We start from the raw sequence: 14,543 nt of genomic DNA on the forward strand, positions 1-14,543 counted from the left end.
CAGGCGCGGCAGGCGCGCGGGTGCACGGGTGCGGGCGCGGAAGCGGCATATGTGGGCAGGTCGCCGTGCGCACCTGGCACGCGCGGGGCGCTACGGCGCGCAGCCGGGTTCTGTCGGGCCGGCGCCGTATCGTCGCGGTGTCCCGCCGGTCCGTTTCCACGGACGGACGGCGGCTCCGCGCCACCTGACCCACTTGCCGGAGGATCCCGATGCCCGCCCTCGACCAGGTCAAAAGCCGGTCACTGCGTCTGCTGGACTATCTGGCGGCGCTCGCCACGGATCTGCGTGGCGCCCCACGGCGGCGGCTGGCCGAGTACGACCCGTTCCCGGTGCTGCCGGGCGACATACCAGGGGCGGTGCCCGGCGACCTACCAGGCCGCCGCGCCGTCCGGCTGGGCCCTGGGCCGTCGCGGGAAAGCTGGTTGGAGGTCCGGAAGGTAGCGCTTCCGGACCCGCCGCAGATTCCCCGCCCGCTGGGCGCCCACCTCGGCGACGTCGCGGTGCGGCCCGACGCACCACCCAGACTGCCTGCCGGCCTGCGGGAGCGGGCGGGCGCAGGCGAGGAGGACGCGGAGACGGTCATCCAGGCTTACGAGCGCTGGAAGCGTGATTCGTGGCAGCCCTGGGCCGCCGCGTGTGCCGCGCGTGATCTCTACGAGCGGCTGTTCGATCTTCGGCTGCGGCACAGTCATGACACGGCCGGGTCACAGCTCGTCTGGGGGCACTCGCTGCTGAGCTGGCGGGTTCCGGCCGCCGGCGGTGAGCAGGCCGTGGTCCAGCACCCGCTGCTGATCACACCGGTTCGGGTGGACGTCGGCCAGCACGACGGGGTCATCAGAGTCCTGCCCGACGGGCCGACGTCGCTGGAGACGGACCCGGTGCGCGGCCTGGAGGCTCCTGGGCTGCACGAGCTCCCCCGTCTGCGCGACCAGGTGCGCACCAGCCCGCCGGATGTGTGGGAGCCCGCGGATCTGCGCCGTCTGCACCGCCAGGTTGCCGCCCCGCTGGGGCTGGACGCGGCGATCCTGCCCGGTCCCGATCTGCCGCAGCCCGGTACGAACCCCTGCGTCGTCGACACCTGGGCGTTGTTCCTGCGACCGCGGCCGGCGGCCGGCGCGCGTTTCTACGCCGAGCTGCGGGAGGCGATGGCCGAGCGGGAGTTCCTGCCCGAGGCGGTGGCCGCGGTCGTCGCCACCGAGTCCCTGGTGGCGCAGGCGCTCGGTGAGGCGCTCGGCGGATCGTTCGACGGCTCGTCCAGCTCGTTCGGCTCGTTCGGCGAGCTTGATGGTGCCGACGGCGCCGGCCCGGCTGACCAGGATGACCGCGACGGCAACTACGACGACGGCTGGGCCGCGACCGGAAGGCGCCTGCTCATGCCGCTGCCGACCAACGACGAGCAGGAGCGGGTGGCCGTCCAGCTCGCCACCGCGCGGGGCGTCACGGTGCAGGGCCCACCGGGAACCGGCAAGAGCCACACCATCGCGAACCTCGTCTGCCACCTCGTCGCCCACGGGCTGCGCGTGCTGGTGACCGCGCAGGACGAGCAGGCCCTCACCGTGCTCCAGGAGAAGATCCCCGCCGACCTGCGCCACCTGTCCGTCGCCGTCCTCGGCGCCAGCCAGGCCCACATCGAGCAGCTGCGCGCGTCCGTCGTCGAGATCCAGGCCGCGGTCGGCGACATCGACCTGCATCGCGAGGCCCGGCTGGTCGACCGGCTCGCGATCGATCTGGACGCGGCGCGCTCCCGTACCAGGGCGCTGGAGCTGGAGCTGGTGGAGCTGCTGCGCGGTGAGGAGCGCGAGTTCGACCTGCCGGGCGGCCGGCTCCGGGCCGCCGGGGTGTCCGAATGGCTGGCGAGCACCGCGGCTGAGCTGGGCCTCATCCCGGATCGGATCGACCCCGTCACCGCACCGCCGCTGCCCCTCGACGAGATCGAGGAGCTCTTCGCCCTGGCCCGGCGGATCCCGCCGGCTCAGGCGGAGGCCGCCGGCCTCGACCTGCCCGACCCGGTGGCGCTGCCCGGCGCCGCGCCGCTGTCGGCCCTGTTCGAGCGGCTCGACGAGCTCGACGAGGAGGTGTCCGAAGGGGAGCGCCTGGGCCTCGCGCCCGACGCGGTCGACCGGCTCGGCGCGGCGGGGCTCGCCGAGCTGCGCACCGAGCTCCTCGCCGGCGCGGAGGTCCTGCGCCCGCTGGAGGAGCCGTGGCTGGACCGCCTGCGGGAGCAGTGTGCGTACTCGCCGCGGCTGGCCGAGTTCTGGCAGGCCCAGGCGGGTGAGCTGGCCGCGGCGGTGGCTGAGCTGCACGACCTGCGCGGGCAGCTGTTCGGGCACCGGGTGGGTGTTCCCGACACCGATCCCCGCACCCAGCTTGAACAGCTCGACGAGCTGCGCGGCCGGTTCGCGGCCGGGAAGAGCCTGCCCCGCTTCGGCGGGCGGGACCTGCGGGACTACGCCGAGGCACTGCTCGTCGACGGCTACCCGCCCCGTACCGCCGACGACCTGGACATCGTGCGCGCCGCGATCATCGGCCGGATTCGGGTCGGCACCGCGCTGGGCCGCTACGCCGATGTCGCCGAACAGCTCGGCGCGCCAGGCATCCCAGGACCCACGGGCCCCACGGGTCCCGCCGGCCCCAACGATGACCGCGGCGGATCCGCCGCGTCGGTGTTCGCGCCCGTTCCCGCGCTGGACGCGGTGAGCGGGCAGCTGGCGGCCGCGGTGGGCTGGGAGGCCGGCCAGGGCCGTGAGCTGGCGCACCGGCTGGTGGCGGTGTTCCGCGAGGCACCCACCCGGCCGACCGCGGCCGATCTGGTGCATCACGCCGGCCTGCTCGACCTCGCCGAGAAGCGGATCGCGCAGCAGGCTGCGCGGGCGGAGCTCGCCGGTCTCACCGAACACCTGCGCGTCGGCGCGTCGACGCCGGCGGCCAGCCCACTGTGGGCCGAGCTGGGTGACGCGCTCGATCACCGCGACACGCTCCGCTGGGCACAGGCGCTCGGCTCCGCGACCCGGCTGCGTTCGGCGCGGCCCGAGGTCGAGCGCCGCGCCGAGCTCGCCGGGCGGCTCGCCGCCGTGGCACCCCGCTGGGCGGCCCGGGTGCTTGCCGAACACGGCGACCGGGCCACCTGCGGCGATCCAGGGCTGCTCGCCGAGCTGTGGCGGTGGCGGCAGGCCGAGACCTGGCTCGCCGACCTGCACGCCGGCGCCGACATCCCGGCGCTGCAACGGCGCCTCGGCACGGCGACCGAGGAGAGCCAGCGGCTGGTGCTGGAGGTGGCCGGTCGATCGGCGCGGCTGGCGCTGGCGCGCAACCTCGGCTCCGAGCAGCGTCAGGCCCTGACCGGGTGGGTGCAGGCCCTGAGCCGGGTCGGGAAGGGCACCGGCCGGTTCGCCGGTCGGTGGCGGGCCGAGGCCCGTGCCCACATGACCGCGGCCATGGGCGCGGTCCCGGTCTGGATCATGCCGATCCATCGGGTGATGGAAAGCTTCGACCCGCGGGTCAACGAGCCCTTCGACGTCGTCATCGTCGACGAGTCCAGCCAGTGCGACGTGCTCTCCCTCGGCGTGCTGAGCCTGGGGCGCAAGGCCGTCGTCGTCGGCGACGACCAGCAGACCAGCCCGTCCGCCGTCGGCGTCCCGCGGGACAGGGTCTTCGCGCTGATCGAGAACCACCTGCCCGACGTGGCGCACCGCTCGCTGCTCGACGTCGAGGCGAGCCTCTACGACACCGCGGCCCGGGTGTTCCCGCGCACGGTCGTGCTCAAGGAGCACTTCCGCTGCCTGCCGGAGATCATCGGTTTCTCCAACCGGTTCTACGACCAGCAGATCCTGCCGCTGCGCGAGACTCCGGAGATCACCGTCGGCCCGGCGCTGCGCCCGGTCCGCGTCGCCGGGGGCGGGCGGGCGTCGGGCCGGTTCGGCGATGCCAACGAGGTGGAGGCCGCCGCGGTGGTCGACCAGATCGTCGACTGCTGCGCCGACCCGGCCTACGCCGGCATGACGTTCGGTGTGGTGACCCTGCTTGGGTCCGGCCAGCCCCGGCTGATCGAGCACAGCCTGGTCGAGAAGCTCGGGGAGGAGGAGTACGTCCGCCGCCGGATCCGGGTGGGCGACCCCTACCAGTTCCAGGGCGACGAGCGCGATGTGATCTTCGTGTCCGTCGTCGCCGACGACAACCGCTCGGCGGCGACCCGGCGCCGTGACCTGCAACGGGTCAACGTCGCGGCGAGCCGGGCCCGCGACCAGCTCTGGGTGTTCCACACCGTCGCTCCGGAGACGCTGCGCGACGACGACGTCCGTCGCCAGCTCATCGAGTACATGTACGCCGCGCCCGCCGCCGAGGAGGTCACCCGCCTCGCGGACCGCTGCGAGAGCGAGTTCGAGCGGGCGGTGCTGCGCGAGATCCTCACCCGCGGCTACCGGGTGCGCCCACAGCACCCGGTGGGGCGTTTCCGCATCGACCTGGTGGTCGAAGGCGACGGTACCCGGCTCGCCGTCGAATGTGACGGCGACCGCTACCACGGCCCGGAGCAGTGGGAGACCGACCTTCGCCGGCAGCGGATCCTGGAACGGCTCGGCTGGACGTTCTGGCGGATCCGCGGCTCGGAGTTCTACCGCCATCCGGGCCGGACTCTCGACGGCCTGTGGAAACAGCTCGACCAGCTGGGCATCCACCCGGCACCGGCCACACCCGCCGTGCCACCGGCCGCATCACCCGCCGATCCACCGGCGCCGGGGGCGTTCCCGGGGGCAGCAGCCGCCCTCGGTTAGCTACCCTCGGTTGATGCCAGGCCACCCGTCATCGCTGCGCGTCAGGCTGCTGTGGGCAGCCATGTTCGCGCTGATGGCGCTGGTCGGCGCGGTGCCGAGCACGGCCCCGCTCCCGAGCGGGGCCGCCCTGGCACTGGCATCCGCGCCCGCGACGCCGACGGCAACGGCAACGCCGACGGCGCAGCGGCTGTCAGCGACGGAAGGTCTGGATCTCTCCGAACCGGCCGAGGCCGTCGCTCCGGCGGCACCGGGCCGCGCGGACATCCTGCGCTCCTGGCTCGACGCCAAACCTCCGGTGAGCAGCCAGCACCAGCGCGCCGACCATCAGGTTCCCGCGTTGGTCGCGGTGCTGTGCGCGCTCGCCGCCAGCTCGGCCTGGGTACGGGCACAGCGGGGCCCGCACGGGCGTGGGCCGCGTGACGCCGGTGGCGGCCCGGGCTCCCGTGGGCCGCCAGGCAGCCGACGCCGCGTCGAAGCGTCAGCCTGACGCCGGATCCGGCGTCGCGTCACTTCGCACGCACAGCGAGGTGCCCACCCCTGAGCACAGGCCCCCGGGCCGCCTGCCAGATGCCCGCGGCCGCATGCCGCGCACACCTCTCGCGCACCTGCCGCGTCTCGCGCACCTGCCGCGCCATCCGTGCCATGTGAGCCATCCGTGCCTCTCGCGTTGTCCGCGGGAGTTCGCACGGGGATGAGCGCTGCCGCGGCCCGGAGCTCCCGATCACCAGGAGCCCAGATGGATCCACAGTTCGAATGGGATCGACTGCTCGTCGCGGTCGCCCTGCTCAGCATCATGTTCATCATCCCGATGATCATCATCATTCGTGACCACCGGGCGGACCGCCGCCGCTTCGGCGAGGCGGCGACCAGCGCGCCGATCCGCTACACCGTGGACGGGCACCGCTACCGCGAGGGCTACCCACCGCCCGAGCCGGTCCGCACGCAGGCCTGAGACCTGGCCTGGGACCGATCCCGCCGGCCGGTGTGGGCGGCGGCTCCGCGGAGCCGCCACCCACACCGCTCCATCACGGAAAGTGGAAGGTCCGGGGATACAGCTGCGGCCGGATCGGCAGCATGAACGGGAAGGCGGAGCGGCGCGGCGGCCACTCGTCACGAACCCCGGTGCGCCACGACGGCCAGGCAACCGATCGTGCCTGCCGCAGGGAGACCGGACCGGGCGTCGGCGGCCGCTCCTGGAGCGGGGGCAGCGGGGAATCCGACCAGTCGACCCGCAGGCCACCGCAGCTCAGGCAGACCGGGCCGCTGCGCGGGGAAGGCACCGGCACGCCGTTGTGCCGGTAGACCTCCATGTAACCACCATCGTCCTCGAACCATCGAGCGACCGTGTACGAACGATGCCAGGTGCTGTGGCACCGGCGGCACCGGAAGTAGATCTCCTCGGTCGCGCTCTCGACATCCAGCACGTGGCGCTCGCCGGTCATCTGCCGAGCCCTTCGTCCGCTTCGATGGGGTCAGGCCTGTCCTGACCGTGCCCCGCCACGGGCGCGCTAACCAGCCCCGGGTGATCGTCGAGTGGTGCGATCGACGTTCGCCCGGAAGTGCGGGCCCGGCCCGAAGGTGGGCCCCGGCGCTGGCCGGTTCCGTCGGTCGAGAGGACTTCCGTGATCAGACTTCCGTGATCAGCGTTCGGGGTGCTGGTCACCGCCGACCGGGCGCACCTCGTCGACCAGGCCCCAGTCCGCCGCGACGGACGCGTCCAGGGCCCAGCCCGTCAGGGCCATGAACGCGGTGCGCTCGCGACCGACGCGCCGGACGATGCTCGACGTCCCACCCGCGCCCGGTACCAGGCCCATCGCCAGCTCGGGCAGGCGGAACGTGGTGGCCGGGTCGGCGACGACCCGCTCCGCGAACGCCGGGATCTCCACCCCGGCCCCGACACAGGTCCCGTGCACGTAGGCGGTGACGGGACGGCCGCAGCGCAGCAGCGCCAGCGGAATGCTGCGCGTGGTCCGCACCGCGTGGGCCCGCGCCGGATCCGGCAGCGTGCCGAACTCGGCGAGATCCCCGCCGCTGCAGAAGGTGCGCCCCGCCCCCCGCAGCCGCACCCGGGTGATGGACGGATCCGCCCCCGCCAGCGCGAACGCCGACACCAGCCCGTCACGGACGTCCCTGCTGACCGCGTTGTGCACCCGCGGCCGGTTCAGGACGACCCACAGCTCGTCGCCGTCCCGCTCGACGAGCACCGCCGGGTCGGTCGTCGGGTCAGTCGCGGGCCGACCCTCCCGGGCGGATGCCGGCCCGCCGGCCTCGGCCCGCCGGGCCGCGCGGCGTTCCCGCTCGGCGCGGTGCCCGGCCAGCCACGCCGCGAACTCAGGGCCGCCCTGCAGCGTCGAGTAGGTGAACGACTCGGCCACCACGGCGTCGTCCACATCGACACCCGCCGAGTAGCGCACCAGCTGCGCGAAGGCGACGGCCGCGGACGGCACCGCGCGCGCCGTCGCGGCGATCGCCGCGAGCGCGTCCGCGGTGGTCTGCCCCGGCCGCAGCGGGCCCACCCACGGCGCCGGCGGCGCGTTCTGCGGCGTCAGCAGGACGTCGAAGCCAGCGGACTCGACACCGGACGGCGCATCGGCCAGGTCCGCGGCGACACCGACGAGCACGCAGGGCAGCCGCCGGGCGAACGCGGCGACCTCGAGCGCCCGCGGACCGCACACCCGGACAGCCAACAGCGGCTCCCCCGTGAACGCCGCGAACATCTCCGGGTCGGCGCGCAGCAGGGACAGTGCCGTCTCGGGGTCCAACAGGCTGACCGGCGCCGCCCCGAGGGACAGCGAGTCGCCGGGGTCGGGCGGCATCGCCGCCACCGGAGGCCCACCGCCACCGTGTGTCTGATCCACGTCCACCGGACCACGTTAGGGCGCGGTTTGCGGCGACGGGAGGACTGCCGCCGGGTAGCGGCGGCCGGTGGCGGCCTGCTGGCGCAACGCTACCGGGACGCTACCCGCGACCGGGAACCTGCCGGCTACCGGCCAGCGCCGGTGGTCCACATCGCAGGTCAGCCGGCCGCAGGGCCCTTCCCGACGTCGACGGAGGTCGATGCGGGCCGACGGGTTCGGGCGTAGCGGCGCCGCGTGGCCCACCGCCGCGGTTCGGCCCATGTCGTGTTCCGGTACTTCCGAAGGGTTGATGACCCGTGCCGAGTCGCTATTCCTGGGGCGGCGCCCATCCGTCGATCGTCTGGCTGACCGCGGAGACAGCTCCGGTCCGCGACACCGTCCTCGCCCACCCGGTGTACGCCCGCCTGGTCAGCGCGGACGACGTCACCGCCTTCATGACCAGCCACGTCTTCGCGGTCTGGGACTTCATGTCGCTGCTGAAGTCCCTTCAGCGCACCCTGACCTGCGTCGACGTGCCGTGGACGCCGACCGCCCACCGCGCCTGCCGCCGGCTGATCAACGAGATCGTCCTCGTCGAGGAGAGTGACGAGTACGGCGGCTCCTACATCAGCCACTTCGAGCTCTACCTCGAGGCGATGGAGCAGGCGGGCGCCGACACCGGGCCGATCAGGAGGTTTCTCGACGAGCTCGCCGCGGGCACGCCGGTACCCGCCGCGATCACCCGGGCAGCGGTGCCGGCCCCGGCCGCCGCGTTCGTGCGGGCCACCTGGGACCTGCTAGCGACCGCTGCGCCGCATGCCCTGGCGGCCGCGTTCGCCTTCGGCCGCGAGGACCTGATCCCCGAGATGTTCACCCAGGTGCTGGCCGGCAACGTGGAGATGGCCACCTTCCGCGACTATCTGGCCCGGCACGTCGCCGTCGACGGGGAGCAGCACACCCCGATGGCCATGGAGATGCTCGTCGCGCTGGCCGGCGACGACCCGCGGCGCTGGCGGGAGTGCGCCGACGTGGTGCGGGGCTGCCTCCAGGCCCGCGCCGCGCTGTGGGACGGCATCGCCGCCACGCTCCCCGATCGACAGCCGGTGTCCCGATGATCGTCGCCCTGTTCGTCCTGCCTGGACTCGCCGCCGCCTACGTCGCCTTCGTCTGCGCATCGGTCGCGCTGCCCCGGCGACTGTGGCTCGCGCTGGGCCCGATGTCGCTGGAGCGGATCCCCGACCGGGCCGCGCGTCGGCATCGCGACCGGGTCCTGTTCACCAGCGACGAGCCCTGCACCTGGTCCCTGCCCGGTCCTGCTCCCGGTCCTCGTTTCGGGCCGCCCCCCGGCCCTGGTCCCGGTGCCGGTGCCGCGCCCGGCCCGGTCGCCTGGACGGCGCGGGACATCCAGGCGACCGCCGGCCTGGTCGCGGCCGCGCTGCGCGCGCTCGGTCTGCGCCACGGGCAGCGGGTCGCCATCCTCAAACGGAACCATCTCGACATTCACCTGCTGCACCTCGGCGTCGTGCGGGCCGGTGGCGTCGCCTGCCCCATGAACGGCGCGTTCGCCGCGGGCAAGGTCGCGCCCTACCTGCTCAACATCGACGCCCGGATCCTGTTCGCGGACGTCCCGACCCTGCTGCGGGTGCTGCGGGAGGGCGGAACGCCCGGCGGCGTCGACGCCGTCGTGCTCGTCGGGCGGGCCGCCGACGTCCCCGCGGCGGACGTGCGGGAACTGACCGCGGCGCTGGGTGGCGTCACGGCGGCCGCCGTCCACTGGATCGAGGACCTGCTCGCCGCGGCCGGCGAGCCCGCCGCCGCGGTCCACCGCGGACCCCGGGAGCCGCTCCTGCTGGTGCACACGTCCGGGACGACCGGGTTCCCCAAGGCCGTGATCCTGCGCAACGGTCCACAGTCCCGCGCCGTGCGGGGCTGGCTGTGCTACGTCCACGTCTCGCCGCGGCGTGACCGTGGGTATCTGGCCGTCCCGAACAACCACCAGGCGGTCATCCTCACCTTCAACTCGATGCTGCTGCTGGGGATCCGGGCGCACTGGACCACGGCGACCGGACGCGACTTCGACGCCCACCGCGTCGTCGAGGAGCTGGCCCGGGAGCGGTACACCGGCTTCTTCGGCTTCCCCATCACCTACACCCAGCTCAAGGAGGTGCCCCTCGCCGCCCATGACCTGCGTGCCATGCGGTTCTGGGCGAGCACCGCCGACGCCGCGCACGAGGAGATGATCCGGCCGTGCGTGCGGGTGGGTGGCACCTTCCGCCGGCTGGGACTGCCCATGCGCGGATCCGTCTACCTCGACGCGCAGGGCTCCAGTGAGGTCGGGACCCCGTCGGTCCTGCGGTACTACTCGCCCGTCACCCGGCGATACGACCGCCGGATCGGCCGACGGCACTCGGCTCCCTTCGGGCCGAAGGTGCGCATCGCGCGCGACGGCGTGCCGGTCGGCCGCGGGGAGGTGGGACGGCTCGAGGTACGTGGGAAGACGCTGTTCGAGGCCTACTGGAACAACCACTCCCTCACCTACGAGGCGGTCCGGGACGGCTGGTTCTTCACCGGGGACGTCGCCCGCTGGTCGGGTGGTCACGTCGTCCAGCTCGACCGCGAGGTCGATGTCATCCACACCGGTGACGGCGACGTCTACAGCCTGCCGATCGAGGAGCGCGTCCACCGACACAGTGCCGTGTTCGACGTCTGCGTCTACGGGGCGCGCCAGCCCGACGGAACGCAGCGGCCCGCCGCGGCGGTGGCCCTTCGGCCCGGCGTCGAGATCGGCGCCGAGCGGCTGCGGGAGGAACTGAACGCGCTGCTCAGCCCGGCGGAGGAGCTGGTCGCGCTGCAGATCATGCCGTGGTCGGAGTTCCCGATCGGTGTCACCGGCAAAACCCTCAAGCGGGAGTTCCGGGATGGGACGGAGCCGTCGCCGGTGCCCGAGGCGAACCGCCCGGTCACCTTGCGGACCTCCCCGCCGCCTCCGCCATCGTCCCCGCCGTCCCCGCTGGCGATGGCGGTCCCCGCAGCGGGTGCGGCCGCTGGGACCGCCCGGTCCGAGGGGGCCGTCTCGCCGGCCCAACCCGCCGGCCAAGCCCTCGTCGCCAGCAGGTCGGACCGGTGACCGCGGCGCCGCCCGCCCAGAGCGGGGAGAGGACGGAGGAGCCGACTGCCGCGGCCACCGGTCGCGGGGGCCTCGGGGCTCGGGACCGGCACCTGGTGCGGCTCGTGTGCCTGGCGTCGTCCGGGGCCACCGAAGCGCTCGCCGCCAGGGTGCGCGAGGTCCTGGAGCGGGAGGAGATCGGCCTGGGCGATCTGCTGGAGTTCGTGCTGCACTACGCCGTCTACGCGGGCTGGCCGCGCGGATCCGAGCTCGAGGCGATCGTGCGGCTCCAGTGGGCGTCCGTGCACGGCGAGGGCTCGGAGCACCGGGCGACCTGGCCGGTGCTCGAGTCCGACACCCCGCTGAACGAGGAGACCACGCGGGAACGTGTTCGGGCGGGCGAGGAGGCGTTCCGCACGGTGAACCGCGTCGAGGCACCACGCCCGGACAGCCCCTTCGTCGAGGCCGGCATGCTCGCGTTCGTGTTCGGGCACGTGTGGCGCAGACCGGGCCTGACCGTGCGCGAGCGCCGCCTCGTGGCGATCAGTGCCTGCGCGTCCGCGGGCGCGGTCCATCCGCTGCGGCACCACCTGCGCTCAGCCCTCGCCTCCTCGGACCTGTCCACCGCCGACCTGCGGGAGCTGATCGCGGAGATCGACGGCCAGGTGCCCGCCACCGCCACGGCCGCTCTGCGGGACGGGCTCCGAGACGGGCGGCCGGACAGGCCGCGCGGGCCCGACCACCGCTGAGGCCCGATCACCACTGAGGCCCGACCACCACTGAGGCCCGACCACCACTGACGAAACTCCGCCAGGCCCCTGACCAGAAACCATCTTGAGGAGAGCCCGCCATGCACACCGCGCACACCGCCGCGCAGGGAGACGGTCCGTCGGACACCGAAAGCTACGGTTTCGTCGGCCTCGGGCACCAGGGTGCCCAGATCGTCCAGGCCTGTGTGGCGGGCGGACTGCGGCCGATCGTGTACGACCTGCGAGCCGACCGGGTCGAACAGGTCCGCTCCGCACGCGTCGAGGTGGCCGGGAGCCTGTCCGACCTCGGCCGCCGGGTCACGATCGCGTCCGTGTGCGTCTTCTCCGACGACGACGTCCGCACGGTGGTCGCCGGGCCCGGCGGCCTGCTGGAGACGATGCCCTGGGGCGGCCTGATCGTCATCCACAGCACCTGTTCGCCCGGGACCTGTGCCGAGCTGGCCGCCCTCGCCCACGAGCGCGGACTCGTGCTGCTCGACGCACCGGTCAGCAACGGAGCGCGCACGGAGTCCGGCCGGGCGCTCGTGGTGCTGGCCGGTGGTGACGAGGAGCAGGTACGTCGGTGCGCCCCGATCTTCGATCTGTTCGCGCACACCGTGCTGCACACCGGCGAGGTGGGCAGCGCCCAGCTCGTGAAGCTGCTGAACAACGCCGTGTTCGTCGTGCACCGGGGCGCGACGGTCGACGCGCTGCGGGCCGCGCGCGAGCTCGGCCTGGACCCGGACCGGGTGCGGCTCGCCCTGCAGGCGTGCAGCGCCAGCGCCCGGGCGCTGCCCCCCGGCGACCGGCCACTGGGTCTCGCCGGCGGCGGGCCCGATCTGAGCGCACTCGCCGCGCTGCTCCGCAAGGACCTGTCGCTTCTCGGCTCGGCCCTGGCCGACGTCCGCCAGGACGCCGGCCCGTTGGGCGCGCTCGCCCGGCAGGCCCTCGACACGCTGCTCGACCCGCTCGCCGCCACGGCTCGCCCCGACCCGTCGTCGCGGCTGGCCGTCGCGGAGCTTCCGGGCTGATCACGGACGCGGTGGGAGCACCCGGGGAGACCTGACCGTCGTCCCGGCGATCGCGGCGCGGGCCGGGCACCGGACATCCGCTTCCGCCCACGCCGGTCAACCGATTTCGCGGATAACCGCGAGATCGCACGCCGCCCCACGGGCCGGTGGTTTTCCGATACGGACATCCGCAGAACCCGACAGTAACCGAAACGGAGAACAACACCCCCCGGGCGGCGTCATTCGCTGCGACGCGGGCGGTCTGACGAGTTGACAGCTATGCGCACACAGATGAAACTCCTAGTCGACTGACGGGAGAAAGCCGATTCACGACCGGCTGGGCGGACCTTCGACGGCAGGCCGGAATGCGGGCCGATTGCGCCTCTGGCGGTCCACGAACAGGCACCGCAGGAACCATAGTAGGAAGGGTGGACTCGCCCGTGTCGCAATGCGGCGACTGCCAGAACACGGCCCATTTCACCTCGACACCGCCCGGCACCACGTGGAATCGGGGCGGACGACGGCCGGCAGGACGGGCCTTGTTATTAGATTTGCGACGGCGAAAACCGCCGGCCCGGGAAAGAAAGGCGACCCGACTGCTGCAGAAGGCCCGGCTCGCGCAGAACACCGGAGACACGAACCGGGCCGTGGAACTCCAGTCGGCGGCCGCACAGGTTATGGCAGAACTGCACGCGGAATCGCCGGACGACCAGCGGTGCACACGGATTCTCGGTGGCATCAGCTACGACCTGGCCGGTTTGTGCCATCGGGCCGGTGACGCGTCAGCCGCGATCCGGGCGCTGGACACCGGCGAGCGGCTCTACGCCGCTCTCGCCGACCGGGCACCGGCAGCAGCCGGCCAGCTCGCCGACGTGCGCGTGCGGCGCGGCCTGATCCACGCCGGGCAGGGGCACGGCGCCTCCGCACTGGCGGACGTGCAGGCGGTGTTCCACCCATGGTCGCGGCCGGGCGGGTCCTGCCGGCGAGGCGGCTCCTGCCAGCAGGAAGGGGCGCGCCCGCCGGACCCGCCCGCCGTGCCCGACGGGCCTGACGGGGCGCGGGTGCTCGCTCTCGCCAGTGACGTGCTCGCGGCGTTCGGGGACCCGGACCTGGCACTCGTGGCGGCCGACCTCGCGATCCGCGCCGGGCTCGGCACGCTCACGCCGGGCGGCACCGCTGCCCCGGCGATCATCTCCAGTCACCCTGCCCATCCCGGCCATCTCACGCATCCCGGCTATCTCGCGCGCGCCTGCCGGGTGGCGGCGGTCATCAGGCAGGCCCGCGGTCCCGCCGAAGCCGACCGGGCCGAACGGCTGGCGGCCGCCGCCGCACATCTCGGCGTGCCGCCGGCCGTGACCGTGGTGGAGCGTCGGCTCGCGACGCGGAACCCACCGGACCTCGCCCTCGGTCTGGCGGGCGCCCTGCGGGCCGCCCGGCGCCATGGCGACCGACATGCCGCGGACCATCTGCTCGAGACGGTGATCGAGCCCTGGGCGGGCGAGGCCAATCAACCGGCCTCGCCGGCGCTGGCACCCGCGCGAATACCCGCACCGACCTGGCACAGCCGGATCACGGCACTCGATCCGGCCGGGCCGGCCGGGCCGGCGCGGGACGCGAGGGCGGCGGGCCACGCCGCCGTGCTGGCCCGGCTGGCGGGCGATGTCCTGCCCGCCGACCCGTCCGCCGGTATGCGGCTGGTGCTGGAGGCCCACAGCCTGCGCACCGCGGCCCCCCGAGCGGGCCTGCGCGGCCTCGCCGCGGTGTCGACGGACTCGGACTGGGCAGGCCTTCTGCTCACCGCGAGCCGCCAGGCCGCCGCCGCGCAGGATCCGGAGCTCGCCGCCGATCTGGCGGTCTGGGCGGCACGGCCGGCCGCTGCCCGGACAGCGCCCGAGGCCGGCGGCCGGGTCGCGATCGGCGGCCGGGTCGGGGCCGACCGACGGCCGGAGACCCCCGGCCAGGGCACACCCAGGCACCCGACGCACGCGCCCGCCCGGGCCGAAGCCTGGTGGGCGCTGCCGTGCTGACGTCCCGGAACGATCGAACCCATCGAACCCGTCGGAACCGGTCAG

10 protein-coding genes are annotated in these 14,543 nt (G+C 74.1%); 8 read left to right on the top strand and 2 right to left on the bottom strand.

Annotation, left to right across the window (positions count from 1 at the left end; all coding sequences use genetic code 11):
- The first annotated feature begins 209 nt into the window (after window positions 1-209).
- The 3 genes from AWX74_RS00205 (at window position 210) to AWX74_RS00215 (ending at window position 5,721) form a co-directional block, all read left to right on the top strand.
- A complete protein-coding gene (locus AWX74_RS00205; RefSeq protein WP_091270309.1) occupies window positions 210-4,769 on the top strand; it encodes an AAA domain-containing protein in 4,560 nt (1,519 codons plus the stop codon).
- 13 nt (window positions 4,770-4,782) lie between these two features.
- Window positions 4,783-5,256 (top strand): hypothetical protein, encoded by a 474-nt coding sequence (locus AWX74_RS00210; RefSeq protein WP_131799369.1) that lies wholly within the window; start codon window positions 4,783-4,785, stop codon window positions 5,254-5,256.
- 249 nt (window positions 5,257-5,505) lie between these two features.
- Window positions 5,506-5,721 (top strand): hypothetical protein, encoded by a 216-nt coding sequence (locus tag AWX74_RS00215; protein WP_091270311.1) that lies wholly within the window; start codon window positions 5,506-5,508, stop codon window positions 5,719-5,721.
- A gap of 73 nt (window positions 5,722-5,794) precedes the next feature.
- Here the strand turns inward: AWX74_RS00215 and AWX74_RS00220 are convergent, their stop codons facing one another.
- Window positions 5,795-6,211 (bottom strand): hypothetical protein, encoded by a 417-nt coding sequence (locus AWX74_RS00220; RefSeq protein WP_091270313.1) that lies wholly within the window; start codon window positions 6,209-6,211, stop codon window positions 5,795-5,797.
- A 198-nt stretch (window positions 6,212-6,409) separates the two neighbouring features.
- Entirely contained in the window at window positions 6,410-7,627 is a 1,218-nt protein-coding gene (locus AWX74_RS00225; RefSeq protein ID WP_242666000.1) for an enoyl-CoA hydratase/isomerase family protein, read from the bottom strand.
- A 296-nt stretch (window positions 7,628-7,923) separates the two neighbouring features.
- On the opposite strand from AWX74_RS00225, the gene AWX74_RS00230 reads away from it, so the two are divergent.
- The 5 genes from AWX74_RS00230 (at window position 7,924) to AWX74_RS00250 (ending at window position 14,498) form a co-directional block, all read left to right on the top strand.
- Window positions 7,924-8,721: a DUF3050 domain-containing protein gene (locus AWX74_RS00230; protein WP_091270316.1), complete on the top strand. Its 798-nt coding sequence runs from the start codon at window positions 7,924-7,926 to the stop codon at window positions 8,719-8,721.
- The gene (locus AWX74_RS00235) at window positions 8,718-10,733 is read left to right on the top strand and encodes a class I adenylate-forming enzyme family protein (protein WP_091270318.1); all 2,016 of its coding nucleotides are present in this window, start codon (window positions 8,718-8,720) and stop codon (window positions 10,731-10,733) included. The genes AWX74_RS00230 and AWX74_RS00235 overlap by 4 nt, the downstream gene beginning before the upstream one ends.
- Window positions 10,730-11,461, top strand: coding sequence for a carboxymuconolactone decarboxylase family protein (locus tag AWX74_RS00240; protein WP_091270320.1), 732 nt, complete (start codon window positions 10,730-10,732; stop codon window positions 11,459-11,461). The genes AWX74_RS00235 and AWX74_RS00240 overlap by 4 nt, the downstream gene beginning before the upstream one ends.
- Window positions 11,462-11,562: 101 nt before the next feature.
- Complete coding sequence (locus AWX74_RS00245) at window positions 11,563-12,492, top strand: NAD(P)-dependent oxidoreductase (protein WP_091270322.1); 930 nt, start codon at window positions 11,563-11,565, stop codon at window positions 12,490-12,492.
- A gap of 656 nt (window positions 12,493-13,148) precedes the next feature.
- A complete protein-coding gene (locus AWX74_RS00250; protein WP_131799370.1) occupies window positions 13,149-14,498 on the top strand; it encodes a hypothetical protein in 1,350 nt (449 codons plus the stop codon).
- The last annotated feature ends 45 nt before the right edge of the window (window positions 14,499-14,543 follow it).

It is taken from the genome of Parafrankia irregularis, from assembly GCF_001536285.1.
Taxonomy (GTDB): domain Bacteria; phylum Actinomycetota; class Actinomycetes; order Frankiales; family Frankiaceae; genus Parafrankia; species Parafrankia irregularis.

Coding starts and splice junctions, on each gene's coding strand:
- AWX74_RS00250 (WP_131799370.1), top strand. CDS start 13,149: ATGGCAGAACTGCACGCGGAATCGCCGGACGACCAGCGGTGCACACGG.
- AWX74_RS00205 (WP_091270309.1), top strand. CDS start 210: ATGCCCGCCCTCGACCAGGTCAAAAGCCGGTCACTGCGTCTGCTGGAC.
- AWX74_RS00245 (WP_091270322.1), top strand. CDS start 11,563: ATGCACACCGCGCACACCGCCGCGCAGGGAGACGGTCCGTCGGACACC.
- AWX74_RS00220 (WP_091270313.1), bottom strand. CDS start 6,211: ATGACCGGCGAGCGCCACGTGCTGGATGTCGAGAGCGCGACCGAGGAG.
- AWX74_RS00210 (WP_131799369.1), top strand. CDS start 4,783: ATGCCAGGCCACCCGTCATCGCTGCGCGTCAGGCTGCTGTGGGCAGCC.
- AWX74_RS00235 (WP_091270318.1), top strand. CDS start 8,718: ATGATCGTCGCCCTGTTCGTCCTGCCTGGACTCGCCGCCGCCTACGTC.
- AWX74_RS00215 (WP_091270311.1), top strand. CDS start 5,506: ATGGATCCACAGTTCGAATGGGATCGACTGCTCGTCGCGGTCGCCCTG.